20 protein-coding genes are annotated in these 24,946 nt (G+C 58.3%); 12 read left to right on the forward strand and 8 right to left on the reverse strand.

Annotated features, from left to right (window positions below; genetic code table 11):
* Positions 1–470: 470 nt before the first annotated feature.
* From ACFQY0_RS13660 to ACFQY0_RS13675, 4 genes are all read right to left on the reverse strand, one after another.
* The gene (locus ACFQY0_RS13660) at positions 471–3,962 is read right to left on the reverse strand and encodes a hypothetical protein (protein ID WP_379713313.1); all 3,492 of its coding nucleotides are present in this window, start codon (positions 3,960–3,962) and stop codon (positions 471–473) included.
* Positions 3,963–4,134: 172 nt separating this feature from the next.
* On the reverse strand, positions 4,135–5,580 hold the full coding sequence (locus tag ACFQY0_RS13665) for a DUF1501 domain-containing protein (RefSeq protein ID WP_379713315.1): 1,446 nt from the start codon (positions 5,578–5,580) through the stop codon (positions 4,135–4,137).
* Positions 5,577–8,693 (reverse strand): DUF1553 domain-containing protein, encoded by a 3,117-nt coding sequence (locus ACFQY0_RS13670; protein ID WP_379713317.1) that lies wholly within the window; start codon positions 8,691–8,693, stop codon positions 5,577–5,579. The genes ACFQY0_RS13665 and ACFQY0_RS13670 overlap by 4 nt, the downstream gene beginning before the upstream one ends.
* Before the next feature lie 121 nt (positions 8,694–8,814).
* Positions 8,815–9,576, reverse strand: coding sequence for an AraC family transcriptional regulator (locus ACFQY0_RS13675; protein ID WP_379713319.1), 762 nt, complete (start codon positions 9,574–9,576; stop codon positions 8,815–8,817).
* A gap of 101 nt (positions 9,577–9,677) precedes the next feature.
* Here ACFQY0_RS13675 and ACFQY0_RS13680 point away from each other — a divergent pair, with 101 nt between their 5' ends.
* The gene (locus ACFQY0_RS13680) at positions 9,678–10,019 is read left to right on the forward strand and encodes a hypothetical protein (protein ID WP_379713321.1); all 342 of its coding nucleotides are present in this window, start codon (positions 9,678–9,680) and stop codon (positions 10,017–10,019) included.
* Between the two features lie 165 nt (positions 10,020–10,184).
* Here ACFQY0_RS13680 and ACFQY0_RS13685 read toward each other — a convergent pair whose 3' ends face one another.
* The gene (locus tag ACFQY0_RS13685) at positions 10,185–11,348 is read right to left on the reverse strand and encodes a lactonase family protein (protein ID WP_379713323.1); all 1,164 of its coding nucleotides are present in this window, start codon (positions 11,346–11,348) and stop codon (positions 10,185–10,187) included.
* Between the two features lie 43 nt (positions 11,349–11,391).
* Positions 11,392–12,237 (reverse strand): dihydropteroate synthase, encoded by an 846-nt coding sequence (gene folP / locus ACFQY0_RS13690; RefSeq protein ID WP_379713325.1) that lies wholly within the window; start codon positions 12,235–12,237, stop codon positions 11,392–11,394.
* Between the two features lie 57 nt (positions 12,238–12,294).
* Here folP and ACFQY0_RS13695 point away from each other — a divergent pair, with 57 nt between their 5' ends.
* Genes ACFQY0_RS13695 through ACFQY0_RS13710 form a run of 4 tightly spaced genes read left to right on the forward strand, consistent with a single transcriptional unit; the run spans position 12,295 to position 15,368 of the window.
* Complete coding sequence (locus ACFQY0_RS13695; RefSeq protein ID WP_379713327.1) at positions 12,295–12,885, forward strand: hypothetical protein; 591 nt, start codon at positions 12,295–12,297, stop codon at positions 12,883–12,885.
* A 13-nt stretch (positions 12,886–12,898) separates the two neighbouring features.
* A complete protein-coding gene (locus tag ACFQY0_RS13700; RefSeq protein ID WP_379713329.1) occupies positions 12,899–13,774 on the forward strand; it encodes a hypothetical protein in 876 nt (291 codons plus the stop codon).
* Between the two features lie 3 nt (positions 13,775–13,777).
* Positions 13,778–15,040: a hypothetical protein gene (locus ACFQY0_RS13705; RefSeq protein ID WP_379713332.1), complete on the forward strand. Its 1,263-nt coding sequence runs from the start codon at positions 13,778–13,780 to the stop codon at positions 15,038–15,040.
* A 52-nt stretch (positions 15,041–15,092) separates the two neighbouring features.
* Positions 15,093–15,368 (forward strand): acylphosphatase, encoded by a 276-nt coding sequence (locus tag ACFQY0_RS13710; RefSeq protein ID WP_379713334.1) that lies wholly within the window; start codon positions 15,093–15,095, stop codon positions 15,366–15,368.
* On the opposite strand, the gene cutA is transcribed toward ACFQY0_RS13710, so the two are convergent.
* Entirely contained in the window at positions 15,365–15,694 is a 330-nt protein-coding gene (gene cutA / locus ACFQY0_RS13715) for a divalent-cation tolerance protein CutA (RefSeq protein ID WP_379713337.1), read from the reverse strand. The two genes, ACFQY0_RS13710 and cutA, sit on opposite strands and share 4 nt — an antisense overlap.
* A gap of 165 nt (positions 15,695–15,859) precedes the next feature.
* Here cutA and ACFQY0_RS13720 point away from each other — a divergent pair, with 165 nt between their 5' ends.
* The 6 genes from ACFQY0_RS13720 (at position 15,860) to ACFQY0_RS13745 (ending at position 22,868) form a co-directional block, all read left to right on the forward strand.
* Positions 15,860–17,029 carry a sensor histidine kinase gene (locus ACFQY0_RS13720; protein WP_379713340.1) on the forward strand — a complete coding sequence of 390 codons (1,170 nt, stop codon included), beginning with the start codon at positions 15,860–15,862 and terminating at the stop codon, positions 17,027–17,029.
* Positions 17,030–17,146: 117 nt separating this feature from the next.
* Complete coding sequence (locus ACFQY0_RS13725) at positions 17,147–18,511, forward strand: sigma-54-dependent transcriptional regulator (protein WP_379713342.1); 1,365 nt, start codon at positions 17,147–17,149, stop codon at positions 18,509–18,511.
* 28 nt (positions 18,512–18,539) lie between these two features.
* A complete protein-coding gene (locus ACFQY0_RS13730) occupies positions 18,540–20,363 on the forward strand; it encodes an ArnT family glycosyltransferase (RefSeq protein WP_379713344.1) in 1,824 nt (607 codons plus the stop codon).
* On the forward strand, positions 20,363–20,686 hold the full coding sequence (gene xseB / locus ACFQY0_RS13735) for an exodeoxyribonuclease VII small subunit (RefSeq protein ID WP_379713346.1): 324 nt from the start codon (positions 20,363–20,365) through the stop codon (positions 20,684–20,686). The genes ACFQY0_RS13730 and xseB overlap by 1 nt, the downstream gene beginning before the upstream one ends.
* Entirely contained in the window at positions 20,664–22,556 is a 1,893-nt protein-coding gene (gene dxs, locus ACFQY0_RS13740) for a 1-deoxy-D-xylulose-5-phosphate synthase (protein WP_379713349.1), read from the forward strand. The genes xseB and dxs overlap by 23 nt, the downstream gene beginning before the upstream one ends.
* A gap of 75 nt (positions 22,557–22,631) precedes the next feature.
* Positions 22,632–22,868, forward strand: coding sequence for a DUF3634 family protein (locus ACFQY0_RS13745; protein ID WP_379713352.1), 237 nt, complete (start codon positions 22,632–22,634; stop codon positions 22,866–22,868).
* A gap of 6 nt (positions 22,869–22,874) precedes the next feature.
* Here ACFQY0_RS13745 and ACFQY0_RS13750 read toward each other — a convergent pair whose 3' ends face one another.
* Positions 22,875–23,567 (reverse strand): DUF4328 domain-containing protein, encoded by a 693-nt coding sequence (locus ACFQY0_RS13750; RefSeq protein WP_379713355.1) that lies wholly within the window; start codon positions 23,565–23,567, stop codon positions 22,875–22,877.
* A gap of 126 nt (positions 23,568–23,693) precedes the next feature.
* Between ACFQY0_RS13750 and ACFQY0_RS13755 the strand changes: the two genes are divergently transcribed.
* Positions 23,694–24,938, forward strand: a complete 1,245-nt coding sequence (locus tag ACFQY0_RS13755; protein ID WP_379713358.1) for a YwqG family protein — start codon at positions 23,694–23,696, stop codon at positions 24,936–24,938.
* Positions 24,939–24,946 lie beyond the last annotated feature (8 nt).

Raw genomic sequence — 24,946 nt, forward strand, 5'->3', positions numbered from 1 at the left:
GGTTCAATTTCAGGGGTTTTTCGAGGGGGTCATTTCGAAGATCGCTCTTCTCCTATCCAGAGCCGGGCGCTTCGCCTGACCGACCGTTTGCCGCGCATTCCTCTTCGCACCGAGGAGCTACGGGTATTCCGAGAGCACACTGCAAGACACAGGCTCCCAAAAACGGAGAGAGAGGATGGCTCGGGACTTTCATTGGTTCTCAATCTCGGACTCGGGCGAGCCAAGGAGAGGCACCCGAGAACTCATTAAACCTCATTGACACAATAAAAGGCTTAGGCCGCCCTCCACAGATGAACACCCTCCAAATAGGGGGTGCCCTGCCGAGATATCCCTCACTTCAGGCGGAAGGGCGGTTCCGTGCCCAAGGTCGGCAGCAATCCATACCCGCTATGGATTGCGCCGGAATCCTGCGACAGAAATCCTTCGAAACTCACCAAGCGTGTCTCAAGCTCGAGCGGGGGTCCCCCCTTTCACCCAAAGGCCGGGTCGAGGCCCAGGGTGCCGTGATAGAGCTTGGCGGCATCCGGACCTTGGAGTTTTTCCAACTCGGATTCAGCTCGCTGGAGCTGCTCGCTCATGTCGGCGAGCTCGCCAGCCTGGAGCCGCGAACGCCTCTGAAGAAAGCTCGAAAGGTCCGCCACATGGCGCGCCCAAAGCCGGCGGTCTGCCTTTGCCTTCGCATCCAGACGGGCGGCGTACCAGTCGCTGGCGAGCATCGCCTCTCGGGAAAAAAGCGCACGCACTTCGGGATCGTGCACCGTTTTCCCCTCCCATTCCCCGTGCGCCATGATGCCAAGCAGTGCCTTGAGCGGAGGAATCGCATGATCGATCGATCCATCTTCAAAATAATAGCGCGCGACCTTCTGATGAGCCTCCGCGATATGCTCGATGCCATCGACATACTCATCCATGTCCTGCTCTTCCGGACAAAGCATGTCCGAAGGAAACACGCGGCCCGGATCACTGAAGACGCGACCAAAGAACCGCTGCACGAAGTCCGCCGTGATGCGCCAGCCCAAGCGACTCGCCGGGATGCTTCGGCCTCGGTGTTCAAAATCAGCCAGCGGCTCGAGCAGCCCATTTTCAAGCAACCACTTCGGATCGCGCTCCGACAAATGCATGCGGCTCCAGACTTCCGGAATTATCAGGCTGATGTCGTGATCGACCTGGTACTTGCGACCGATGTGACCCGCCGCACTGCAGAAAGCTCCAGCACCGGTAAGCAGCATCGAAATCAGCGCATTATTGACGTCGTGGATCGGCAGGAGACAGTTGAAGGGCCCTTTTGTTAGAGCGCCTTCCGATCCGGCCCCGGTCGTCGATGGAGACTTCCCGGTGAGGCTTGCGATGTAGTCCATGAAAAGCTCGGGAAGCTCCTGATAGTGAATCGGACCAAAGACCGCAAGAGGGCGAATGCCCGCCTCGGGATCCGCTGGATTGTTGCGACGTCCGGGAAGCACCGCATGCACCGGATTGAGGACTGGCTGCCCCGATTCAAGCCGGCGATAGAGCTTCGCACCCACAGCCGCAAGATACTCGCCGCGAGGGTTGTCCAAATCGGGGCGGTTCTGGAGATAGCGCGGGTTCTTGGTCGGCTTCCCATCGACGATGCGCGGATTCGCAGTACAGACAAACCAATCGGGCTTCTCAGACGCCGCAACACGGTGGATCATCTCTTGAGCAGGCTGGGTGAATTGCTCAAAGCGGATCGCATCTTCCATCATCTCCTCTGCTTGAGCCCGCGGAAGAGGTTCGTAGTTTGAAAAGAACATGCCGCCACGTGCGAAGTCCGCCTCGGTCGCACGGTCGTAACCGCGAATCACCGCGTCGTCCGGACGCTGGAAAAGACGGAACTCGCAGTTCGTTACGAACTTGTAGGCAGGTTGGTTCAGTTGCGGATGCAGCCCACTCAACCATTCGGTGGGAACTACCACCGATGCAGAGATGTCATCTTCACGCTGGAGTTTGACCGCGGGAGCAAAGTCTTTGCGAATCCCAAAGGTCCGCCACGCCCCTGACTGAGTGAAACCGACCCGCAGGTAGCGGGTCACCAAGGCCTGGTTGCGAAACTTCAATTCGATCCCCGGTTGACCATCAATGATGTCGACACTCAATCGCGAATCCCAGTCATCCCCCCACTCCGGCTGATAGCGCCGCTTAATGACCAACAGGAGTCCACGCACCCAGCGCGGGATCGTTCTCAGCCAGTCATTGTAGGAATCGGTAAAGAGATCGCTCGGTGTCAGCATCCGCACGGCCGAACCGAAGGAGCGGGAAGGGTCAAGAATCCCACGACTGGGAAGTTGTGGCTGACGAGGCTTCTTGAAACGGGCCGTGAAAAAATCACGCGGCTTTGCCAGAATCTCGCGAACTTGTTCGATATCCTTCTCCAGGTTGTTGACCGTTACTGGGCCGGAAAGCATCGCATCAGAGAGTGCTTTGGATATCTCCGACTTGCCGCCACCCGAGACCGTGCTGGGTTTGTGGCAGAAGGTGCCCTCTGCCTGAGTCCCCACCAAACGCCAGCGCTGGCCCTTGATGCTCTGGCTCATCTGAACCTTGTAACCGGAGGGCGTCACATAGGTCTCCCCCACCAGCAGCTTCCGCTCTCCGCTCGTTCCATTCCCATTCGTCCATGTAATCAACAGACTGCGCAGGTCGATGGTTGCCGTCTCTGGCAGATACACAATGTTCTTCCACTCACGATCGATTCCGCAGCCGTCAGGCTGGAGCTCCATCCGATCGCCATGAAGGCGCACCACATCCTCCCAGGTGTGATCCACCTGCGAGCCAAGTTGGCTCACCGAAAAGCTCTCACCCAGATCGAATGAAGGGAACGCCAGGGCACCACCCGCATGCTCTTCTTCACAGAGACCAAAAAGATTGGCGGAAAAGCTGATCTGCGTCTTCACCTCTTTTTTACAGTAACCATAGTAGCTATCGGCAATGAGCGTCACGCAGACGCCTGATGCATCGCGACAAGCGACTTTGAAGGCCCCGCCGTCGTTGTAGAGTTCATCCTCCTTCTCCCAGCACATGCCATCCTGGATCTGACGAGGACTCGCCTCGGAAACATGTGGAAGCCCGAGGTCCTTTTTCCTGAGGCTTGTGAGATGAGGAGCAAGAATCACCGCACCGCTGTGACCAGTCCATCTCCCCGCATCGAGCCGGGCATCATTCTCGGGCAAAAACGGATCACCCGCATTGCCGAAAATACTTTCCACGAAGTCCAGATTACTCACCAGCATGCCCGGGGCAAAGAAGCGGATCTCCATTGTCCGCTGGGGCATGACACCCGGGACTTCAGGACAAACGACCGGCCGCAGCAGAAGACTGACGAAAGTTTCAGCCCGTTCATTCTCGGGCCGTGTCGCGGTGTAAGGAAGAGGCAGAAGATCTTTCGGGGGGCTCAACGCCGCTTTCAGCAAACCCGCAAAGGCGCGCCGAGACACACCCTTCTTATCCGTCGGAATCGGAAGCCCATCTTCAACCACGTGGAAGACCCCTTCGGTTGTCCGGCGATCCTTGGCCGGATTATGACAAACGCCTTGATGCACGCGGTATGAGGAAAGGATATCAGAAGTCAGCGTGTCGGAATCAGCTGGCACCGAGAACACCCGCGCCAAGCCATGCCGATCCAGTGCCAACGAAGGGCCCGGAAGCATCGACTCGCCCGGCTCGAAAATCCCCTCCACGTGCTCACCGAGATACTTCACGAGGAAATCCTGAATCGCCTGGTCGACCGGACAGAGCGGCTCACCGAAAATCCGCAGCTTCTCTTCAAAGTTCGCCAGCAATGATCGTCCCAGATCCAGCAACGGAGAATCTCCACCAGATTCCGGAACCACATAACCACATGAAGCGAGCTTCACGTTAGCCAACTCTCCCAGACGCTCACGCGCGGCATCAGCTTCGGCCTTCGTCGGGAAAAATCCGATCGTCTCTTGTAGTCTTCGGTGCACAAACGAAGACTACTCAGGAATCGGGGAAGACCACCAGCGAATGGTAAGACAATATGGTGACGGAATCTGTCACTCATTTCACCAGATCCTATTGATCCAGAAGTTCGCATGACGCTCTCCCATCATCGCCGCCCATACGCCGGACAATCGCCCTACAGACTTCGTCGCCAGATCAGGCCAAAATGGGCTTCACGATGTGACCATGGACATCGGTCAGACGGAAGTGGCGACCCTGGTACTTGAAGGTCAGTTGCTCGTGATCGATGCCCAGCAAATGCAACACCGTCGCATGCAGGTCGTGGACGTGGACCCCGTCCTTGACGATATTGTAACTGTATTCATCGGTCTCCCCGTGCGTGTATCCCCCTTTGATACCGCCACCCGCCATCCACATCGTGAAGCACCGCGGGTGATGATCGCGGCCGAAGTCTTTGGGTGTCAGCTTGCCCTGGCAGTAATTCGTGCGACCAAATTCGCCGCCCCAGATGACGAGCGTATCCTCCAACATCCCGCGTGCTTTGAGATCCTTGATCAAGGCCGCCGCCGGCTGATCAGTCAGTCTCGATTGCGTGCGGATCGCCCCTGGCAAGCCGGCATGGGCATCCCAATCCTTGTGGTAAAGTTGAATGAAACGCACGCCGCGTTCCGCCAGACGACGAGCCATCAGGCAGTTGTGGGCAAAAGTTCCCGGTGTCTTCACATCGTCGCCATACATATCGAGGGTCGCCTTCGATTCGCTCCCCATATCCGTGGCCTCAGGAACCGATGCCTGCATTCGAAAGGCCATTTCGTACTGAGCGATCTGCGTTTCAAGATAGGGATCGGATGTCTTCTCCAACTGGAGCTGATGGAGCCTGTTGATGTGCTCGATCACCGAACGACGACTCCCTCGGCTGATCCCCTCAGGACTATTCAAATAAAGCACCGCATTCTTGTTCGGAGCAAAGCGCACGCCGTCGTGCTTGGCAGGAAGAAAGCCACTCCCCCAATAGCGCGAGGTCAGCGGCTGACCACCGGCAGGCTCGGTTGTTAGGACCACGAAGTCGGGCAAATTCGCATTCATGGTGCCGAGTCCATACGAAAGCCACGAGCCGATCGTCGGGCGACCCGGGAACTGCGATCCGGTCTGCATCATCGTCACCCCGGGACCATGGTTGATTGCCTCGGTATGCATCGATTTGATGAAGCAGAGTTCATCGGCAATCTCCGCCGTGTAGGGCATCAACTCGGAAATCGTCGCACCACTGTCACCATGCTGGCTGAAGGAAAATGGGGAACCTACCAGAGGAAAACTCGCCTGGTTCGTCGACATGCCTGTTAGACGCTGACCCTTGCGCACCGACTCTGGCAGCTCTTGGCCATGCTCCTTGTTGAGCCGTGGTTTGTGGTCAAAGAGATCCATCTGCGATGGCCCACCCGACTGGAAAAGATAGATCACCCGTTTGGCCTTCGCCGGAAAGTGCATGCCTGCAGGAATCCCGCCAAGGCCTCCAGCATTGGCCTGCCCCGTCATCTGGGCGAGCGCGATACCACCCAGCCCGATGCCGGTGGAATTCAGAAATGCACGCCGGCTCATGCCGATCGGGCTTTCGTGACCTGTACAAAGTGGGTTTTTCATCGTTCAATCAGGGATTCGTCGAGATTCATCATGGCGTTGACCAGAACCGTCGCGGCGGCCTGCCTGTCAACCGGCACCGATTCATCCATCGGTGTGTCTCCGACCTCGAGCATCTCGCGCGCGCCCTCAGGGTCGGCTTTGAAAATAGCCAACTGCGAGTCAAGAAGTTCAATGAGGATCTCCGTTTCATCATTCGTCGGCAGACGACTTGTGAGAGTTTGATAGGCTTCCGTGACGAGCGCCTTCCTATCATCTCCATGAGCCTTGATGAGCCTCACCGCGAGCACTCGCGAGGCCTCCATGAACTGCGGGGCATTGAGCAGGATCAGCGATTGAAGTGGCGAAACCGTGGTATCGCGCCGCACCGTGCAGACATCACGCTTCGGGGCGTCGAAGGTCGTCAGCATCGGCGCCGCAGCCGCACGTTTCCACCAGGTGTAGACACTCCGCCGGTAGAGCCCATCGCCTTTGTCAGGTTTCACCGGTTCGAAGGAGACCTCCACTTCATAGGGCTTGGCCGGAGGGCCACCCCACTTGTCGACCAGCAGACCGCTTGCTGCCAGCGCGTTGTCACGAATCATCTCAGCCGTCAGCCGTGTGGCATGACTGCGCGCCAGAAACTCGTTTTCGGGATCCTTCGCGCGCATCTCAGGCGTCGCCTCAGTGCTTTGACGATAGGTCGCGGAAAGCACCATCTTCTTCAAGAGCTCCTTCACATCCCATCCATGATTCATGAAATCGCGGCTCAGCCAATCAAGCAACTCGGGGTGGGTCGGAAGGGTGCCTTGATTTCCGAAGTCCTCGGTCGTTGCGACCAGCCCTCGACCAAATATCATCTGCCAGTAACGATTCACCGTCACCCGACTGGGCAAGGGGTTCCCCGGATCGACAAGCCACTCAGCAAAGCCCAATCGGTTCTTCGGCAAGGCCGGATCCATCGCAGGCAGGAAGCCGGGCGAGTCTCCATTCACTTCTTCGCCGTGGCTGTCGTAGGCACCGCGCTCCAGAATGTAGGCTTTCTTCGGCGGTGACATTTCGTCCATTACTGAGATCGCAGGGATGGAATCCATCACCCCATTCCACTCGGCACGCGCCACAGTCAACGCCTCAAGCGCTGCGATGCTCTCACCATGCTCGTTCTTGAGGAAGTATTCCTTCAGAGCTTGTTTCTCGTCCTCCGTCAGAGTCGCGGCATCCTTGTTCAGCAGGCTCACGAGGCTTTCTCCATCGAAAGCCTGCCTGATCTCAAGCGCGCTGACTTCTCGACTCCAGAAGCGGAATTCATCGATCAGGCCGTCCCGCAGCCCGGACTCACGGTAACGCTGCCCCAGCACCACTCCGAGCTTCTCGCCCTTGTCGGTTCTGGTGAAGGCATCAATCGCCCTCGTCAAACCATCCCTGACAACATCGACCTCCGCCTCCCTGCCATCGATGAAGATCCTGAGGCCTGATGCTTTGCTCGATCCATCGTAGCTCGCACCCAGGTGGACCCACTCGCCCGTCTTGAGCACCTCCTTCGCCTGTACCCGGATCGCATTTCCCGGCCAGAAGTGCACGACCGAGAGCGTCGGCTTGCCATCGAGAAGCAGGAATTCATAGCCCATGCCCGCCGAGTCATCGGCCCCCTTCCCTCGACTGAGGATATTGGCGCGTGCCACGATCTCGGAAGGATTGACCCACAGCGCCGCCGACCATGCTTGCTCGCGTTCGTAGGCACCGATATCCTCCAATTCGAGCGGATCATCACCTGTCACTTTGATCGCCTTTCCGTGCGGCCCATCGACCAGCACGTTGAGAATCTTGTTAGATGCTGGGTGATCGGGATTGGCCAGATTCGCGATCGTGCCATCCTTATCCATTTCCTCAAAAGCCAGATAAGCCTCCAGACCGTCCTGGCTCGGAGCACCCGGTCGCGCCTGCAGCCACGCTTCGAAAGCCGAGTCCGATGAAGCCAAAGCCTGCCTGTAACGATCCTCCATCCTCGACCGTTCCTGCTCTTTTGCCCTCAGTTCCTCCCTCTGGGCATCGCTCGGAAGCGACAGCGCCGGAGTCGGAACCGCTTCGGTAAAGTAGGAGATCAGCCCCGCCTCATCGATGTTCGCAAAGAGCGAACTCATCGAGTAGAAATCCTTCGCCGTCAGTGGATCATACTTGTGATCATGGCAGCGCGTGCAGTTCATCGTCAGACCAAGAAATGCCGTACCCGCTGTTTCAACCCGGTCGCCGACATACTCGACCCGAAACTCTTCCAGGACACTTCCCCCTTCGATATTGTGGCCATGGAGACGATTGAAAGCCGTCGCCAGAATTTGATCCTCGGTCGCATCAGGAATGAGATCCCCGGCGATCTGCTCCTTCATGAACTGGCTGTAAGGCATGTTGTCGCGGAAGGCCCGCAGCACCCAGTCACGCCACGGCCAGACGCTGCGTTCGTGGTCGCGCTGGTAGCCGTAGGAATCCGAGTAGCGGGCCACGTCCAACCACTCGGCGGTCATGCGTTCGGCATAGGCATCCGAAGCAAGCAGGCGATCCACCACTTTTTCATAAGCCCGAGGATCCGTGTCCGCCTCGAAGGCCTCAAGCTCTTCGAGCGTCGGCGGCAAACCTGTTAGATCAAAACTCACCCGGCGCAGCAGCTTGGACTTCGGAGACTCCTTCGCGGGCTCCATGCCGTGCCGCTCAAATCCTTCGGCAACAAAGCGGTCGATTTCATTGCGCGCCCAGCCTTCGCCAGCCTTCGGCACTTCGATCACATCCGCCACCGGAATGAACGACCAGTGCTTCTCATAGGTAGCCCCTTGAAGAATCCACGCATCAAGAAGCTCCTTCTCTCCATCCGTCAGCGCCATCTTCGAACTCGGCGGCGGCATCAGTTCATCTTCATCATCCGTGTGGATCAGCTGGTGCAATTCGCTTTTATCCAGGTCACCGGGGACCACGCCAAAGTATCCGCCAAGGTCCGCCGTCGCATGCTCGAAGGTATCCAGGCGGAACTCCGAATCCTGGTTCTTGGCATCCGGTCCGTGACACTTGAAACAACGATCCGAAATGATCGGGCGGATATCCCGATTGAACGACACTTCCTCGCTGAAGACTGATGTCGCAGCTGCCATCAGAAGAAGCGTGGTAAAAAATGGAATCGAACGGGAATTCATTGCAATAACGTCACTAGCCTAGCAGAGGGTAAACACCCGTCTAGACTGCCAAATTGCAATTTTGGTATGATTTGACCGATCAGCGAAACTGAGACCGGTAGGATTTCGGGCTCATTCCGGTTGCTTTCAAAAAGCGCTTTCCGAAATGGCTCTGGTCACAAAATCCACATTCCACCGCGATTTCCGCCATTGTTTTGTCGCTCAAGGTCAGCATTCGCTGAGCCGTCACGATCCGCAGGCGGAGCTGATACTCACTGGGAGACATGTGTAGGATCTGACGAAACCGCAGATTAAAGCGAGTACTCGAAAGCCCGACCATTTTTGCCATCTCACGCATCGAAACCGACTCTGAAAAGTGCTGCTCCATGTGAGCGATCACCGGTGCGAGTTCCCTGAAATACGCCACACGCTCCTTTGGAGAATCCACCGAGTACATCACTCCCGCGATCCCAACCACCTCCCCCTCGGCATCGAACATGGGAGCCTTGGTTGACACATACCACTTCGGAGCCCCCTTCACGTGTGGGACCAGCCACACCTGTCCCGGCAAGGCCTGCCTTGACTCCATCACCCGCCGGTCCTCGGCATGATAGGCTTCCGCCAACGCAGGTGGCTGGAATTCCGAATCCGTCCGTCCAAGGAGCCCATCGAGGGATTCGAGTCCGAATACATCCCGAAGCACCAGATGGTTTACCCCGACATAGCGATGCCTCTCATCCTTCGCGTAAAAAAAAGTCGATGGCAAATGCTCAAAGAGTTCGAAGAAGGTCCGGGCTCCGGGACACTTCTTCAAAAACCTCTCCCGACATTCACGTCCGGCCTCGATTTGCTCTTTAGTCATCGCGATGAGCGCAGACTAGCATGGTGCGCAGTGACGTCCAGAGTGACGCCCTTCTGCGCACGACATCGACATCTTGCACATTACGGTAAACATTCATCCCAATGAACATCCGCTCCGCACTCATCATGATCGGCATCGCATCGCTGGCGATGCCTGCTTTCGGAAACGATCAGACTCTGAAATCCGAGGAGATCCGGGTCGGCAGCATGGTTCTTGCCATCGACGCCGCGCTGAAGTCTCCCGAGAAAAAGGAGTCACTTGAAACCATCGCCCGATACGGCACGGACACGCGGCACTATGTGATGATTCGCGGTTGGTTGTCGGAGTTGCTCAAAGGCACCGAGAGCCAACTCGCGGCAACCACGGACCCCGAACTCAAAGCCAAACACCAACAAAAGGCCGACTTCCTGAAAAAGGCCATCCGCCGAATCGATCTCGAGTAAAGCCGACATGGAGAAGGACTTTTCAAGTCCTTTGCCCGCGACGAACGATCCTCTAACAAGCTGATTAGAATTCCATGCCGGAGGACGCCTTAAAGTAATAGAGCGCAGCGGATTGAAAGCCCCTCTTCCGGTCGACCAAAGGACTAAAAAAGTCCTTCTCCCTAGTCACGGATTCGCCGTGCCCATCGAACCCGGCTTTCCAGGAAGCTTCAGCGGCTCACCCAGCAGTTTCAAACGCCCACCTTCCACTGCGAAGACACTGAGGTCTTCGCTATCCAGATTGGCGACGAAGAGCCGTCGACCATCATGACTAAAAGTAATTCCTTCGGGAAACGAACCCGTCTCTACCCGGCTGCGTTCTTCCAAGTTCTTCCCCACCACTTCATAGAGCACCACTTCGCCATGCTCATGATGGAACCACTTCCCTTTGAAGATATCGGTGCCTCCATTGAGCAAAGGAACCGCCACGTATCTTCCATCAGCACTGACGGCCAGGCCTTCGGGACCGTCTCCAACTGAGACCGTGTCGCAGACATGTGGGGCCTCACCAGTATAGTCGATCAAACTCAAGGTATCGATGTGCCCGTCCGGAAGTCCGTTGTTTCCCGTGTTGCAGACGATGGCCATTTCACCGTTCGGCAGAAACTTCACATTGTAGGGGGAGCGCCCGACCGGGATATCGCGGGCAGGATCGTAGTGAAGTTTTCCTTCACTGATCTCGATCTGCGCGACCAGATGCTCGCTGAACTTGGTGACCAATGCCTGCTTCCCGCTTGGATGGAAGGCCACCGCTGCCGCCTCTCCATCGATCGCCACCGTATCGGTCATCTCGACCTTCTTCCCGTCGATCCTGAAAAGCGAAATCGATCGATCGGCGCGATTGGCAACCAACAGGCTCTTCCCATCACGGCTGATCGAAATTCCAGAGGGCTGCGCTTTGGTCTGAACGACCCTGACAGGGCTATTGCTTCCACCCTCCAGGTCGACAACATGAAGCAGATTGGCCGGCTCCGAACTCCAGACCCCGTCGATCTCCAGCCAGTTCAGCGAGGTCGCGACGATTGCCAACTTCTGATCCGGAGTAACCGCAAGGTTGGTCGGTGGCCCAAAGATGGAGTTTGAAATCTCCATGTTCACCATCTTCTCCGGAATCCCCTCGCTTTCCGAGAGATCGATCAAGGTCACCGTATCAACTCCCTTGGGAGCTACCTTTGTCAGACCTTCCGCACGACACTCCACTTTCAAATCGTTTCCAATGATCAGCCATTCGGGCTCGGCGAACACCGGAGCAATCGCCATCAGGAAAAGCGGAAAGAGACATGTTTTCATCTTTTGAAATCAATGCTCCAGGGGGCGACCTGGCAAGCCTGCATTATGAGCGTGGAGGGAGTGCGTCGATCGCCTCCACCATTCTCAGCGCTTCCCGATTCGACTTCACCTCGTGCACCCGGTGAATCATCGCACCGCTCTCTCGGGTCCAGGCTGTTAGAGCGACCGTCGGCCAGTCGCGATCCTCCATGGCATCGCTTTCCAACAGTTTTCCGATGAAACTTTTCCTCGACAGCCCGATGAGCAAAGGGCGGTCCGAAACCTGCAGATCCCGCAAACCGCGCAGCAGCGCAAGATTGTGCTCAAGGGACTTTCCAAAGCCAATCCCGGGGTCAAAGCACAGCGACTCTCCGCTGATCCCTGAAGCGGTTAGATCCTGCAATCGCTCCTCAAAAAAGCGTCTTACTTCACCGACCACGTCTCCGTAGTGAGGCTTCGATTGCATCGTCCGTGGATCGCCCTGCATGTGCATCACCACCACCCCGCAGCCGCTTTCCGCACATGCCCGCACCATCTCCGGATCCCGCAAACCACTCACGTCGTTCACGATGTCCGCGCCGGCCTTCAGAGCCGCGCACGCCGTCGCGGCTTTCATCGTATCGATCGAAATCAAGCCATCCCATTCCGCCCGCAGCGCCTCGATCACCGGCAGCGTCCGCAGCATTTCCTCACTCACGCCCACATCCGCCGCCCCCGGCCTCGTCGACTCGCCACCGACATCGATGATGTCCACACCCTCGGCAATCATCTGCCGCGCGCGCTTCAGCGCCGCCTCCGGGGCGTCGTGATTTCCTCCGTCCGAAAAGGAATCCGGCGTGACGTTCAGAATGCCCATCACCATCGCCTGACGGCTCAAATCCAAGGTCTTTGCTTGCGTTTTCCAGCGCATCTAACGCCCGAAATGCCCCCTTGCCCCCCACCTCGCCAAGCACTAATGTCCGCCCCCATGAACTTGAAGCGCCTGACCCTGATCCTCGGACTCATCGTCTCACCGCTTGCGCACGCCCAGATTCCGGGTGTCGATATCGATGGACCCTTCGTCCGCGTGAAGCGCAATGAAGACGGCACCAAGACCGTCTTCGAACGCGGTAACGATCGAAAAACGCTCACCAAAAAGACCTACAACGCGCAGAAGAACGTCACCATGACCACGGTCTATCGCCTTGATGAGCGCGGCAATCCGCTGAAGTGCGACATTTTCGACGGGGCTGGAAACCAGCTCTACAAGACCAGCTTCGGCTACAGCAAGCGTCCGGGCGCCACCTTCGGAAAGCTCGTGCAGGAACTCCTCTTCGATACGCGCGTGAAGCGCTACTTTGATGAACGCAATCCCGACGGCACCCGCAGGGAGAAGCCCGTTCACATGTTCATCTACTCCTACAATGCCGATGGCTCCCCCAACCTCCCGGTCGGCATGACCTTGATCAAGGGCAAGACCGCCGACGAAGTCTTCGGCAAATCCCAGGCCCTTCCCGACCTCGAGAAATACGAGAAGGTCGAACCCGCCAACCCCAACGCCCGACCAGTCGGACGGTAAGCTCAAAAACCCCATGCGCCCGCAAACCACCATCGCCCTCGTGGTTGGCGCAGCGCTGGGGATCGGCTTCACATGGTTCTCACTCGTGCGGGAATCGACGACCATCGTCACAAACAGCACTTCGCCTCCAGCCAGGGAAAGACCTGCGGACACACGTTTGAAACCATCACTCTCGGGGGCGAGCAGCTCGCGAGAGAATCCTGACTCCGATCTCAGCTCCGGTCGCCACGACGATTTGGAAAACAGCATGAATGGGCTTGCTCGCGGGACACAAGATACCGTCGACCAAAGTGGACCGGGATCCGGCTCGTCCATCGATAGGGATTTCTCAACGCCGTCTGCTCAGGTCCTCAGAAGCACGGGCCACAAGGACCAAATTGTCAGCCCGACCGACGACGGATCCTATTCTTACTACAAGCGTATTCAGAACCTCGTCATTCAGACTGATTACTCAGCAAGCGACGTCCGCCTTCAGTCGATCACCTACCAGATCGGACCCTCAGGGCAGCTACTGAGCTACGAGGTCCTGGGAGGCGATCGCAACAAGCTCTATCGCGCAAGCCTCGGCTACAGCAAACGACCCGGCCCCACTTTCGGAAAGATCGTTCAGGAAAAGCTCTTTGATGTGAATGAGCTTCGCTATTTCGACGATCCCGACGAATCCGGTAGACCCGAGGAAAAGCCGGTCTACATGTTCGTTTACAGCTACAATGACGATGGCACCCCCAACGAACCGGTCGGCATCAACATGACCAAAGTTCAGGAAGACGACTCGCTTATCGACTTTGATGGCGTGCTCCACATGGCGGTCCCCTACGGTCGCCTGCCCGCCCACATCGTATCGGCGCTCAACAAGTCCTACCCGATCGATCCCCTGATCAAACCCTGAACCATGCATCCGCAAACCCTGCTCTCCCTCCTCGTCGGAGCCGCCGTCGCGGCTGGCGGCATCCTTCAAGGCCTCCAGTGGAAAAACGCCGCGGCTGCCGCAGCCGACAACGACCTCCAAGGGCAGATCATCGCGCTCGGAAATGAGGTCGACATGCTCAAGCGTGAGAACGAAAGCCTGCGTTCGCTCGCGCAAGGCGGTGGTGAAATCAAGGTGCCGAACGAACTGATCGGCTTTGTCGAAAATGCTTTTGGCTTCGAGTTCCGCAGCAGCCCGGTGGTTCACCAGATCGCCGGCGAGGAACTTCGCGACCGGGTCACCGCCTCGATTGAAAGCCGCTACCCGCCTAACAGCCTCGACCACCGACAGCAGGCATGGGCGCTGATGGGGCTTCTAACACCCGACGACCGCTTCGCTCCCCAGCTCTCCGCGATGCGCAGCCTCGGAGCCCGCTCGTGGTTCGATGACCAGACCGGCGAAGGCTGGGTCACCGATCGCTTCGACGAAGCCAGCGTGCCGGATCAATCCGCGCTCGTCCGCATACTCGGGCGGATTCTCATTCACCAGAACTACCCGCCGACCCCCGGCTACCCTGGCGACGAAGCCGCCAATGCCCGCGAAGCACTCCATCATGGCGCCGCCATGGCCGTGGAAAACCGTTTCCTCGCCCGCCAGGCCGTTGGCATTGGCTTCACCGGCGTGCAGGCCGACTCCGGTGCCCGAGATCTGCTGGAAAGTCTGCCGATCTTCGTCAAAGGCATCGCCACCTTCCCCTCGCTGCTCGGCACCCCGCGCGCCGAGCGCCTGATGGATCAGGAAGAGCTACTCTTCCACCTTCACAAATCGCCACACCGGACCTCGTGGTTTTTCCCCGACAGCGAAGACCTCGAAGTTGCGGCCATCGACCTGCCGGAAAGCCCGCACGAACTTGTCATTGATGAATCTGCCGGCATGCTCGGATTCCAGCTCTGGCTCCAGACCCTGGATCCTGAGCTCACTCCACTCGCCCGGGCCTGGCGGGGCGACCGCTACCAGCTGACCGCGCAAAACGACGTCGCGCTCGATCTCGTCTGGGACATCCGCATGGCAGACGAAGAAAAGGCCAAAGAGCTTCTCGAGCTCGGTCTAGCCATGGCAGGAGCTCTTGCTCAGACCGAATCCGACCCGAAGCCCGGGGAAAGCGTCAGCAGCCCGGAAGGCCGAAGAATCAGCGTTTCCCAGCCAAGTCCGGAGCTCGTTCGCTTCTCGAACCTCTCGCCCGAGTAGGGTCAGGGAAGAATTTCTCGACTGGACCCGCATCCTGTCGCATTGCTCCCGCGTGACCGCACGACGTGTGATATTTGACGGCCGAGTCCAGGGAGTCGGCTTCCGCTACACCTGCAAGGACCTCGCCAAGGGCTTTGAAGTGGTAGGGACCGTCAGAAACCTCCCGGAAGGCACCGTCGAACTCGAAGTCATGGGGGAAACCGAAGAAGTCGAAGACTTTATCAAGGAGATCGCCGAGGAAAGCGCCCTCGCCCACAATATCAAAGGCATGTTCGTCACCAACATCTCGCCTCTCGACGGCGTGAAAGGCTTCTCGATCGTGAGCTAGGGATTTTTCCCGACCTCCCCCGCCACCCATTTGAGATAGGCCTCCGCGCCTCGCCAAACCGGCAGCGCCAGCACCTCCGGCGTGTCATAGGGATGGAGTTCCAATATCGCGGCCTCGAGCGCCGGATAGGCCTCCGCCGTTGTCTTGATCACGCCGAGCACTTCGCCCTCCTCCACGACCTTGCCCTTCCAGCGGTAGATCGATGTCACAGCGGGGAGCAGATTGATGCAGGCGGCCACTTGCCTTTCCACCAAGGCTGCGCCAATCTGTCGCGCCTTCTCGAAATCCGGGAAAGTGCACAGCACCACCATCACCTCGTTTTCCATGGCGAAGTCCTACCTTCAAATTCATAAATGAGAACCATGAAATACACGGAAAATGAGTGACTTATGATTCGATGATCAATTTCCACCAGAATTCATGAAGACCGTGCATCAAATTCAAATTTCCGTGTATTTCGTGTATTCCGTGGTTCCCCATCATCTCCTCCCATGAAATCCGGTTTCCTCGAAAAACTCCTCTCCCGCCTGGATCGCATCGACCCCGCCGAGGCGCAGCAGCTCCTATCCCGCCTGATTCGGGAAAAAGGCTTTCTCGAGCAGGTCTTCGAGGCTCTCCACGAAGGGGTGATCGTGCTCGACGACAAAGGCCGCGTGACCTTCATCAACTCGGCCGCTCAGAAATTCTTCGGTCTCGGCGATGAGATCCTCGGGGAGCTCCTCATGCCGCGCATTCCTGGCCTCGACTGGGATAACATCGCAAAGCCGGGAAAAACCATCTCGCGCGACCTCGAGGTCTTCTACCCCGAGAACCGCTACCTCAACTTCTACCTCTCGCCCATCGCCTCCGCCCTCGGCAGCGAAGCCTTCGGCTGGGTCATGCTCGTCCGCGACCAAACCGCCACTCGCCGCGAAGCCGAAGACAGCCTCGAGAGCGAACGCCTCAACGCCCTCACCCTGCTTGCCGCCGGAGTCGCCCACGAAATCGGCAACCCGCTCAACTCGCTCGACATCCATCTGCAGTTGATGGCTCGAAAGCTCAAGAAGCTCCCCCCCGGAGACCGAGCTCCACTCGAGGAAAATCTCGATACGGCGCGCCGCGAGATCCAGCGGCTCGATACCATCCTGCGTCAGTTCCTCGAAGCGATCCGTCCGACCACGCCCCAGCGCGATCAATGCGATCTCCATCAGATCATCCGCGACACCCTCAATCTCCTCGAACCCGAACTCGCCTCCCGCGAGATCGCCGTGGAGCTCGAACTCGCGGAAGATTTCCCCTCGATGAATCTCGATGCCACCCAGTTCCAGCAAGTCATCTACAACCTCCTGCGCAATGCCTACCAGGCACTCCAGGGTGAAGGCGGACGGATCAGAATCACCACCGGAATCAACGACTATGAGTGCAGTATTTCAATCGCCGACAATGGCAGCGGCATCCCGCCCGAGCAAATGGGCTCACTCTTTGAACCTTACAAAACCACCAAACAGTCCGGCACCGGTCTCGGTCTGCTGATCGTCCGCCGCGTCGTTCGCGAGCACGGTGGGGAGATCGAAATCGAGAGCGAACCCGATGCCGGCACCACCATCCACATCCACATCCCCCGAGGCCCCAAACCCGTCCGCCTCCTCGAAACCAAGGACAAGGTGATTGATATCGACTGATCTTAGATGGGAGATGATGGATATTAGATATTAGATTGCCCGCCATCCGCCATCTGCCATCTGCCATCTGCCATCTGCCATCCGCCATCTGCCATCCGCCATCCGCCATCTCCCTAAATGACTCCCACTCTCCTCATCGTCGACGACGAAAAAGCCACGCGCGATGGACTGCGTGCGGCGCTCGAAGAAGAATTCGACGTCTTTCTCGCCTCCAATCACAAGGAAGCCTCGTCGCTTCTCCAATCCGAGAAAATCGACCTCCTCCTCACCGACCTGCGGCTCGGTGGTGACTCCGGCATGGACATCCTCGACGAAGTCCTTGCCATGGAGAACCCACCCGTCGCCATCATGATGACGGCCTACGGTTCAGTCGATACGGCGGTGGAAGCCATGCGCCGCGGCGCCTGGCACTTCGTCACCAAACCCCTCAATCTCGACGAAGTCGAGATGCTGCTCAAGCGTGCGATGCGCAGCCAGCAACTCGAAACCGAGAACCGCCAACTCCGCGAGCAAATCCCCGACCCCGCCGGCCTCGGCCGCCTCACCGGAAAGTCGGCTGGCATCAAACGCGTCATCGATACCGTCAAGCAAGTCGCCCCGACCCGCGCCACCGTACTCATCGAGGGCGAGAGCGGCACCGGCAAGGAGGTCGTCGCCCACGCCATTCACCAACTTTCCGGACGCCCGGCAGAAAAGCTCGTCATCGTCCACTGCGCCGCGCTTTCCCCCCAGCTCCTCGAATCCGAGCTTTTCGGCCACGAAAAAGGAGCCTTCACCGGAGCCTCCCAGCGTCGCATCGGACGCTTCGAGCAGGCCGATGGCGGCACGCTGTTCCTCGACGAAATTGGAGAAATCGACGCCACCACCCAGGTCAAACTCCTGCGCGCCCTCTCCGAGCGCACGATCGAGCGCGTCGGCTCAAACTCCCCGGTCAAAGTCGACGTCCGCGTGCTCGCCGCCACCAACAAGAACCTCGCAACCCTCGTGGAATCAGGGGATTTCCGCGAAGACCTCTATTTTCGACTCAACGTCGTTCGCGTCGACATGCCACCCCTGCGCAGCCGTGCGGAAGACATTGTGCTGCTTTCCGGAGGTTTCCTGAAGGAGTTCGCCGAAGAAAATGGCCGTCCGATCAAACCCCTCACCGACGAAGCCCTCGCGCTCCTCCGGAGCCATTCCTGGCCCGGCAACGTCCGCGAACTTCGCACCGCCATCGAACACGGCGTGGTGATGTCAAATGACTCCGTGATCGACGTCCGCCACCTGCCCGACAGCCTACGCGGTGGCTCGCCTGCTCCTCAGCCTGCTTCAAGCGGGAAAATCGCCCTTGCGGGTCCTCCGGAATTCAACTTGCATGCGCTCGAAACCCGCGCCATCCGGACCGCCCTAAGCGAAGCCGGAGGAAATCGAACCCATGCTGCCGAGCTCCTTGGCATTTCCCGCCGCACCCTGCAGCGGAAACTCAAGGACCTCGGCGAATGATTGAGATGCGGTGCCCCTCCATTTTTCTATGAGCAATTCTTCCACCCAATTTGACGGTTCAGTGATCGTTCGTCGCATCATTTATTTCGTCCTGCTGGTTTCCCTCACCCTGATTCATCTGCTGGTTCTTTTCCGCGGATTGGGAACGGAGCAAGCCATGGACCAGGCCCAGCTCGGCCGCCAGGTCGCCCGGGGCGAAGGACTGACCACCAAGTACATCCGTCCCCTTGAGCATCACCTCGCCGAAGTCAAAGCCGAGTCCGCCCTGCCCTTCACCGGCCTGCGTGACACCTACCACGCCCCCCTGAACCCCCTCGTTCTCGGGGCCGTGTTCAAGCTTGTCGGCGTGGATCAGGATGGCTCTTGGGAAATGGGAGCCACGGAACTCATTTACCCGCTCGACCGAGTGGTCGCCCTCGTTTCCACCTTGTTCTTTCTCATGTCCATCGGGGTCACCTACTTGCTGGTGAGCCGGGTCTTCGATGGGAAAATTGCCGGCGTCACCGCCGTGCTCATGCTTTTATGCAGTTTATTCTGGAGCTTCTCCCAGAGCGGTTTGCCGCAGATGCTCCTCCTGCTGCTCTTCACCTGCGGCCTCTACTTCACCTATCGAGCCGTTGAGTCACAGGAAGAGGACCGCAGCTCGATTTCCCAAGCTCTGATCGCTGCCGTCTTCTTCTCGCTGATGGTCCTGACCCACTGGATCACCGCGTGGATCTTCCTGGGCTTCCTGATTTTCGCCGCCTTCGCTTTCCGACCACGGGGCATCGTCGCCCTGTCCTCGCTTGCCATCCTCGCCATCTTCGTCGCCTGGCCCATCGTCCGCATGGCCGATGCGACAGGTGAACCGTTCGGCGTCGCCCGCTTCGTTTTCTATAACGGTCTCTCAAATGGCTCCGAGGCCGCCGTCATGAGAACTCAGGACCTGAGTCAGGCACCCCTCGGCATCGACGGGCTGATGATGAAGATTCTCGGCACCACCCTCGTGCAAGCGACCGATCTGATCCCCTTCCTCGGCGGGATCATCGCAGCCCCCATTTTCTTCATCTCGCTCCTTCACCCCTTCAAGCGGACTTCGATCGCCAACTTCCGCTGGCTGATTCTGTTAATGTGGTTCTTCGCCGCCATCGGCATGGCAATTTTCGGCATCGATAGCTCGAACCCGCTCCACCCCAACCAGGTCCACATTCTCTTTGCGCCCATCATGGCGGCCTACGGCCTCGCTTTCCTGTCGATTCTCTGGAGCCGGATCAACTCGGTCTCAACCCAGCCGATGCTCAAGAACGTCCACTACATCGCAATTGTTGCCTTCTCCGCAGCCCCCCTGCTTCTCACCCTCCCCAAGGAAGTCCGCATGTATCTCAATGTCTCCGACAAAGGCGGTTGGCCTCAGTGGCCGCCTTATTTCCCCAATCGGCTGACCTTGGGAATTGGCAATCTGGTCGACAAGGACGAACGCCACCCGGAAATCGTCGTCTCCGACCTTCCCTGGGCCGTCGCATGGTATTCCGATGCCCACTGCATCTGGCTCCCGAACACCAAGGACGAGTTCTTCTCGCTGAACGATAAAGCCAATGACGTCGGCACTCGCTTTTCCGGCATCCTGATCACCCCGAATGCTCTGGTCGGAAGCGGAAGTTACGAACGCGGCGACTTCGCAGCGCTTGCACTCGATGGCAAAATCGCCTCCGTCACCGGGCCTTCTCCCAATCGCCCTGGCCGTTCGCTTTACGACAAAATCCCCGCCCTCGGCGAAATTTATCGCCGCTTCCCGAACCGGACCCCGATTCTCGGCGAGCAGATGATCTACTACAGCGAGAAGCGAATTTCCGACCCTAACCAGAACAATTGATGCCCCGCAAGAAAGCCGACCATACCGAAGACACCGGACCGGATTTCGAAAAGGCCATCGCCGAACTCGAGGAGATCGTCGCTGCCATGGAGGAGGAGCAACTCCCCTTGGAAGATCTTGTCGCCAAATTCGAACAAGGTACAAAACTCCTCGCGAGATGCGAATCCGTACTCGCCACCGCCAAGAAACGCCTTCAAACCATCGCGGCGCGCCAATCAGCGCCAAACCCCGGCGAGAATTCGCCTACTGACTCCAGCTTGTCCCCTGACACGTCCGCTGAAAAGGACGACTTCGACGACGATGACGACATCCGCCTCTTCTGATCTTCCCGCCCTTGGCCCCATTCTCGCCGGCATTCGCTCGCCTGATGATGTCAAATCGCTCTCGGAATTCGACCTGCTCAAGCTGGCCGAAGAAATTCGTGAAGCCCTCATCACCAATCTTTCGCGCACCGGCGGGCACCTCGGCCCGAATCTCGGTGTCGTCGAATTGACCATTGCGCTGCACAAGATCTTTTCAACCCCGAAGGATCACTTCGTCATGGACGTCGCCCACCAGGGATACGTCCACAAAATGCTCACCGGGCGCGCCGATCGGATTGATACGATCCGCACCTTCAAGGGCCTTAATGGTTTCCTCCTGCGTAGCGAGTCCGAGCACGATTGCTACGGTGCGGGACACGCCGGCACCGCCCTCTCCGCCGCTCTCGGCATGGCCGCCGCCCGCGATCTTCTGAAGGATGACTCGCACGTCGTGGCCGTCGCCGGAGATGCCGCCTTCACCTGCGGCCCCACCCTCGAAGCCCTCAACAACATCGCCGAAACGACCAAGAAATTCATTGTCGTCCTCAACGACAACGAATGGTCGATCGACAAAAACGTCGGAGCCATCGCCCGCTACTTCAACGCGCTCCAGACCCATTCGACCTACGCCTCGGTCCGCAACACCGCCGCCGAGTTTGTCGAAAAAATCGCCGGCAAGGCCGCCCGCAACCTCGCCCACAAGGTCGAGGAAGGTGCCAAGAACCTGCTCTTCCCGAACGTCCTCTTCGAAAAATTCGGCATCCGCTACTTTGGACCCATCGATGGCCATGACCTGCCGCTGCTGATCAAGACCTTCGAATACCTCAAGACGCTCAACGAACCGGTCGTCCTCCACATCATCACCGAGAAAGGCCGCGGCTATCAGCCAGCCCTCGACAATCCCGGCAAATTCCACGGGCTCGGCACCTACAAGATCGAAGACGGCTCGACCGATACCTCGGACACGCCGACGGCTTCGGAAATCTTCGGTCGCACCGTGACCGACCTCGCCAAGGAAGACGAAAAAATCGTCGCCATCACGCCCGCCATGCCAGGCGGCAGCAAGCTCGACATCTTCAAGAAAGAGATCCCCGAACGCTACTTCGACGTCGGCATCGCCGAGGAACACGCCGCGCTTTTCGCCTGCGGTCTCGCCACCAAAGGCATCCGCCCCTTCCTCTCGATTTACTCGACCTTCATGCAGCGCGCCTACGACATGATCGTCCACGACATGGCGCTCCAGAATCTCCCTGTGCGATTGTGCATGGACCGCGGTGGTCTCTCCGGCGACGACGGCCCGACCCACCACGGCCTTTTCGACATCGGCTACCTCCGCCCCGTCCCCGGCATCATCCACATGGCGCCAAAGAACGAAGCCGAATTTGTCGCCATGCTCAAATGGATGGCCAAATACGACGACGGCCCGACCGCCATCCGCTACCCACGCGGACCGATCGATGGCTCCCCCGTCGACGGCCCCTGCGCTCCGATCGTTCTGGGCAAAGGCGAACTCATTTCCGAAGGCACGGACGTCGCCCTCATCGGACTCGGCACCATGTTTGAAATGGCCGTCGAAACCAAAAAGCGTCTCGAGGAAAAAGGCCTCTCCGTTTCTCTCGTCAACCCGCGCTTCATCAAGCCGCTCGACAACGAGCTCCTCGAAAAGGTCGCCCGCAATGCCAAGGTCGTCTGCACCTTCGAAGACCACGTCCTCATGAACGGCTTCGGCTGCGGTGTCATCGAGCACCTCAACGACGTCTCCATCGACGTCCCCGTCGAGCGCATCGGCTGGCCCGATGAATTCATCGAGCACGGCAAGATCGACGGCCTCCGCGAACTCCACGGACTCACCGCCGAAAACGCCGTCGAAAAAATCTCGAAGCATTTCTAAAGAAGTAAGGGCGTTCTCAGCCCTGCTGAAGCACCTCAAGGGATTTCTCCGCAAAAGAGTCCCTAGGTCCTTAACATGCTCTGGCTCGACAAACTCCTCCACCCCACCGTCCTCATCATCGAAGACGGCACCCTCCGGGCCGCCAAAGGAAAGCTCTCCAGTAAAACGCTGCGAGACCTCCAAAGCATTTCCTCCGACCACAAAATCGCAAGAGGAAGCCTCAGCATCGACGGCGCAGGGCGAGTTCACTTCTACAAGGAAGTTCCAGAGGACGCCCATCAGAGCATTCGGAACATCCTGATCAACCTTTGAGTCTTCTCACGCCGGAGAAGCCACCCCAACCATCGACCACTCCCGCTGCCTTCTCGTCAGCGGCAGAATCATCGTCACTTCTAGGAATGTGATAATCAGATCGGCCATGACGATGAAGTGATCAACCCACGTCACGGAATTCACGGATTCAGGATCGTCGAGCATCTCCTCAGTCACATGGATCAACCCAGAAAGCAGGAGGATGATGTAGAAAACAACGACCACAATCATTCCCATCGAAGCAAGCCACCAATAGAGGACCACCTTGGCTTCTCCCAAAGTGCTCCGACTCGCTTGCATCAGAGCCCGACATGGCACCCAGAAATTGAGAATCGGGATAAAGTAGCTCCCCACTCCGAAGCCCGGGCTGATCTTCGCATTTGATGGATCCACCCGTTTCGCATTCCACATCACCCGATACATCCAGCAGAGAAAGATCACAAAATACGCCAACATCCCGACCAAGCTGCCGTTCTCCACCAAATCCATCGAGGCCAGCACCCCAAGAGTCCCCTCGGCATCAAAGGTCAGGAACGCATGCACCAGCAAGTCGTACGCCGTCACAAACACCAGCAGCCCAATCGTCCACCTCGCCAGCACCGTCGGGTCATCCACTTTTACCCCCTCGGCACTCGCACCCGTCTCCAACAAACTTGCCTCCTTCGGAGCAGCATAGGGATTCATCGGCTCTTCACTCACCCCACGACTCAATCGATGGCACCCATAAGCGTCGAGCCTCGAAGCCGTCTTCACCGAGCCTGAGGGCTCCCCATCCTGACTCGCTCCCACCTTGCCTTTCCCCCACTCGGAACCTAGGAATTCGCAATGGCGACCTACGAGATCGATGGCTTGGAAAAGTGGAAACGTTCCGCCGCGATCTGGGGCGCCATTGGCCTGTTGGGAGCCATTACCATCAAGCTATCACTGGTCTTGATCGGCATGAGCATCCTCTTCGGAGCCATTGCTGCTGCCATTTCCATCGCCCTGACCGCCCGCAACAAGGCTCAGTTTTCCGTCTTCATCACTTACACCTTTCTCGCCCTCGTCCTTGGAATTGGCTGGTCTCAGAAGGAAAAACCCAAGGCTCTCTACTATCTCTCCCTCGGTTCACTCTTCATTTCAGCGGAAGCCGTCGCCTCCGGAATACTTGGCAAACGCCTGGTGGACAGACTCAACCACAAGCACTCCAACATCCTATCAGTCCTCGAATCGGTCTCGGAAAAGTCCTCCCGTCGCCCCCTTGAAGCCGCCTCCCCCAGATCCACGCCCGCAGACGTTCTCGACCACTTTCTAACAAGCCTCCCCGAACCTTTCGCCACCGAAGCTCGCGCCTTCGCCAAACCCGTCATCCTCGCCAATCCCTTCCGCTCCCTCGAAAGCCTCCCTCCAGAAACCTCCTGCCTTTCCGGAGCGGCACTCCTCCATCCCGCCCAAGCATGGCCGGAGCACCACGGAGCACCGCTCGACTTTCTCGCTCAGATCCATCTTCCGGAGCTTCCCGAAAGCGAGCACCCAGGCCCATCCACCGGCCTGCTGAGCTTCTTCTTCGCCAGCGAATCCGACGCATGGGGTCACGATGAATCCGACCTCGGAACCTGTGCCATCATTTATCATCCCGATACCCACGGACTCTCCCAAGTCCTCAAACCCCACACCGGCCCCCATCCTCCACTCCGCAAACCGCTGCGCTTCCATCGCGTCGATGCCTTCACTCCCAGCGAGGATTTTGAAGACCGGTTTCAGGATCTGATCGAAAGCACCGACGACGAAACCGGCGAGCGACTCGACGATCTCCACCACGCCCTTGCCGACAACGGCCCACCAGAAAGCCACCGGGTTTTTTCGCTTCCTCTCCTCATTCAGGGCGACATGGGCGATGAACTCCTCACCGCCTCCCGCGCTTACGGACTGCCCGAGCAGACGCACTGGACCCTCCTCCTCCAGCTCGACTCCGACCCGGATCTCGGTTGGTGCTGGGGCGACGCCGGCTACCTCTATTTCTGGGTTCCTACCGATGATCTCAAGGCCGGACGCTTCGACCGTCCATGGGCCGTTCTGCAGTGCACATAAACACTCAT

Origin of the sequence: Haloferula chungangensis, assembly GCF_042664875.1 — a bacterium.
Classification (GTDB): Bacteria; Verrucomicrobiota; Verrucomicrobiia; order Verrucomicrobiales; family Akkermansiaceae; genus Haloferula; species Haloferula chungangensis.

What these genes read in the sequence shown, in the direction of transcription:
- ACFQY0_RS13745 (WP_379713352.1), top strand. Translation starts at nt 22,632, where the DNA reads ATGCTCTGGCTCGACAAACTCCTCCACCCCACCGTCCTCATCATCGAA.
- ACFQY0_RS13670 (WP_379713317.1), bottom strand. Translation starts at nt 8,693, where the DNA reads ATGGCAGCTGCGACATCAGTCTTCAGCGAGGAAGTGTCGTTCAATCGG.
- ACFQY0_RS13695 (WP_379713327.1), top strand. Translation starts at nt 12,295, where the DNA reads ATGAACTTGAAGCGCCTGACCCTGATCCTCGGACTCATCGTCTCACCG.
- xseB (WP_379713346.1), top strand. Translation starts at nt 20,363, where the DNA reads ATGCCCCGCAAGAAAGCCGACCATACCGAAGACACCGGACCGGATTTC.
- ACFQY0_RS13705 (WP_379713332.1), top strand. Translation starts at nt 13,778, where the DNA reads ATGCATCCGCAAACCCTGCTCTCCCTCCTCGTCGGAGCCGCCGTCGCG.
- ACFQY0_RS13730 (WP_379713344.1), top strand. Translation starts at nt 18,540, where the DNA reads ATGAGCAATTCTTCCACCCAATTTGACGGTTCAGTGATCGTTCGTCGC.
- ACFQY0_RS13700 (WP_379713329.1), top strand. Translation starts at nt 12,899, where the DNA reads ATGCGCCCGCAAACCACCATCGCCCTCGTGGTTGGCGCAGCGCTGGGG.
- ACFQY0_RS13725 (WP_379713342.1), top strand. Translation starts at nt 17,147, where the DNA reads ATGACTCCCACTCTCCTCATCGTCGACGACGAAAAAGCCACGCGCGAT.
- cutA (WP_379713337.1), bottom strand. Translation starts at nt 15,694, where the DNA reads ATGGAAAACGAGGTGATGGTGGTGCTGTGCACTTTCCCGGATTTCGAG.
- ACFQY0_RS13680 (WP_379713321.1), top strand. Translation starts at nt 9,678, where the DNA reads ATGAACATCCGCTCCGCACTCATCATGATCGGCATCGCATCGCTGGCG.
- ACFQY0_RS13720 (WP_379713340.1), top strand. Translation starts at nt 15,860, where the DNA reads ATGAAATCCGGTTTCCTCGAAAAACTCCTCTCCCGCCTGGATCGCATC.
- ACFQY0_RS13675 (WP_379713319.1), bottom strand. Translation starts at nt 9,576, where the DNA reads ATGACTAAAGAGCAAATCGAGGCCGGACGTGAATGTCGGGAGAGGTTT.
- ACFQY0_RS13685 (WP_379713323.1), bottom strand. Translation starts at nt 11,348, where the DNA reads ATGAAAACATGTCTCTTTCCGCTTTTCCTGATGGCGATTGCTCCGGTG.
- dxs (WP_379713349.1), top strand. Translation starts at nt 20,664, where the DNA reads ATGACGACATCCGCCTCTTCTGATCTTCCCGCCCTTGGCCCCATTCTC.
- ACFQY0_RS13665 (WP_379713315.1), bottom strand. Translation starts at nt 5,580, where the DNA reads ATGAAAAACCCACTTTGTACAGGTCACGAAAGCCCGATCGGCATGAGC.
- ACFQY0_RS13755 (WP_379713358.1), top strand. Translation starts at nt 23,694, where the DNA reads ATGGCGACCTACGAGATCGATGGCTTGGAAAAGTGGAAACGTTCCGCC.
- folP (WP_379713325.1), bottom strand. Translation starts at nt 12,237, where the DNA reads ATGCGCTGGAAAACGCAAGCAAAGACCTTGGATTTGAGCCGTCAGGCG.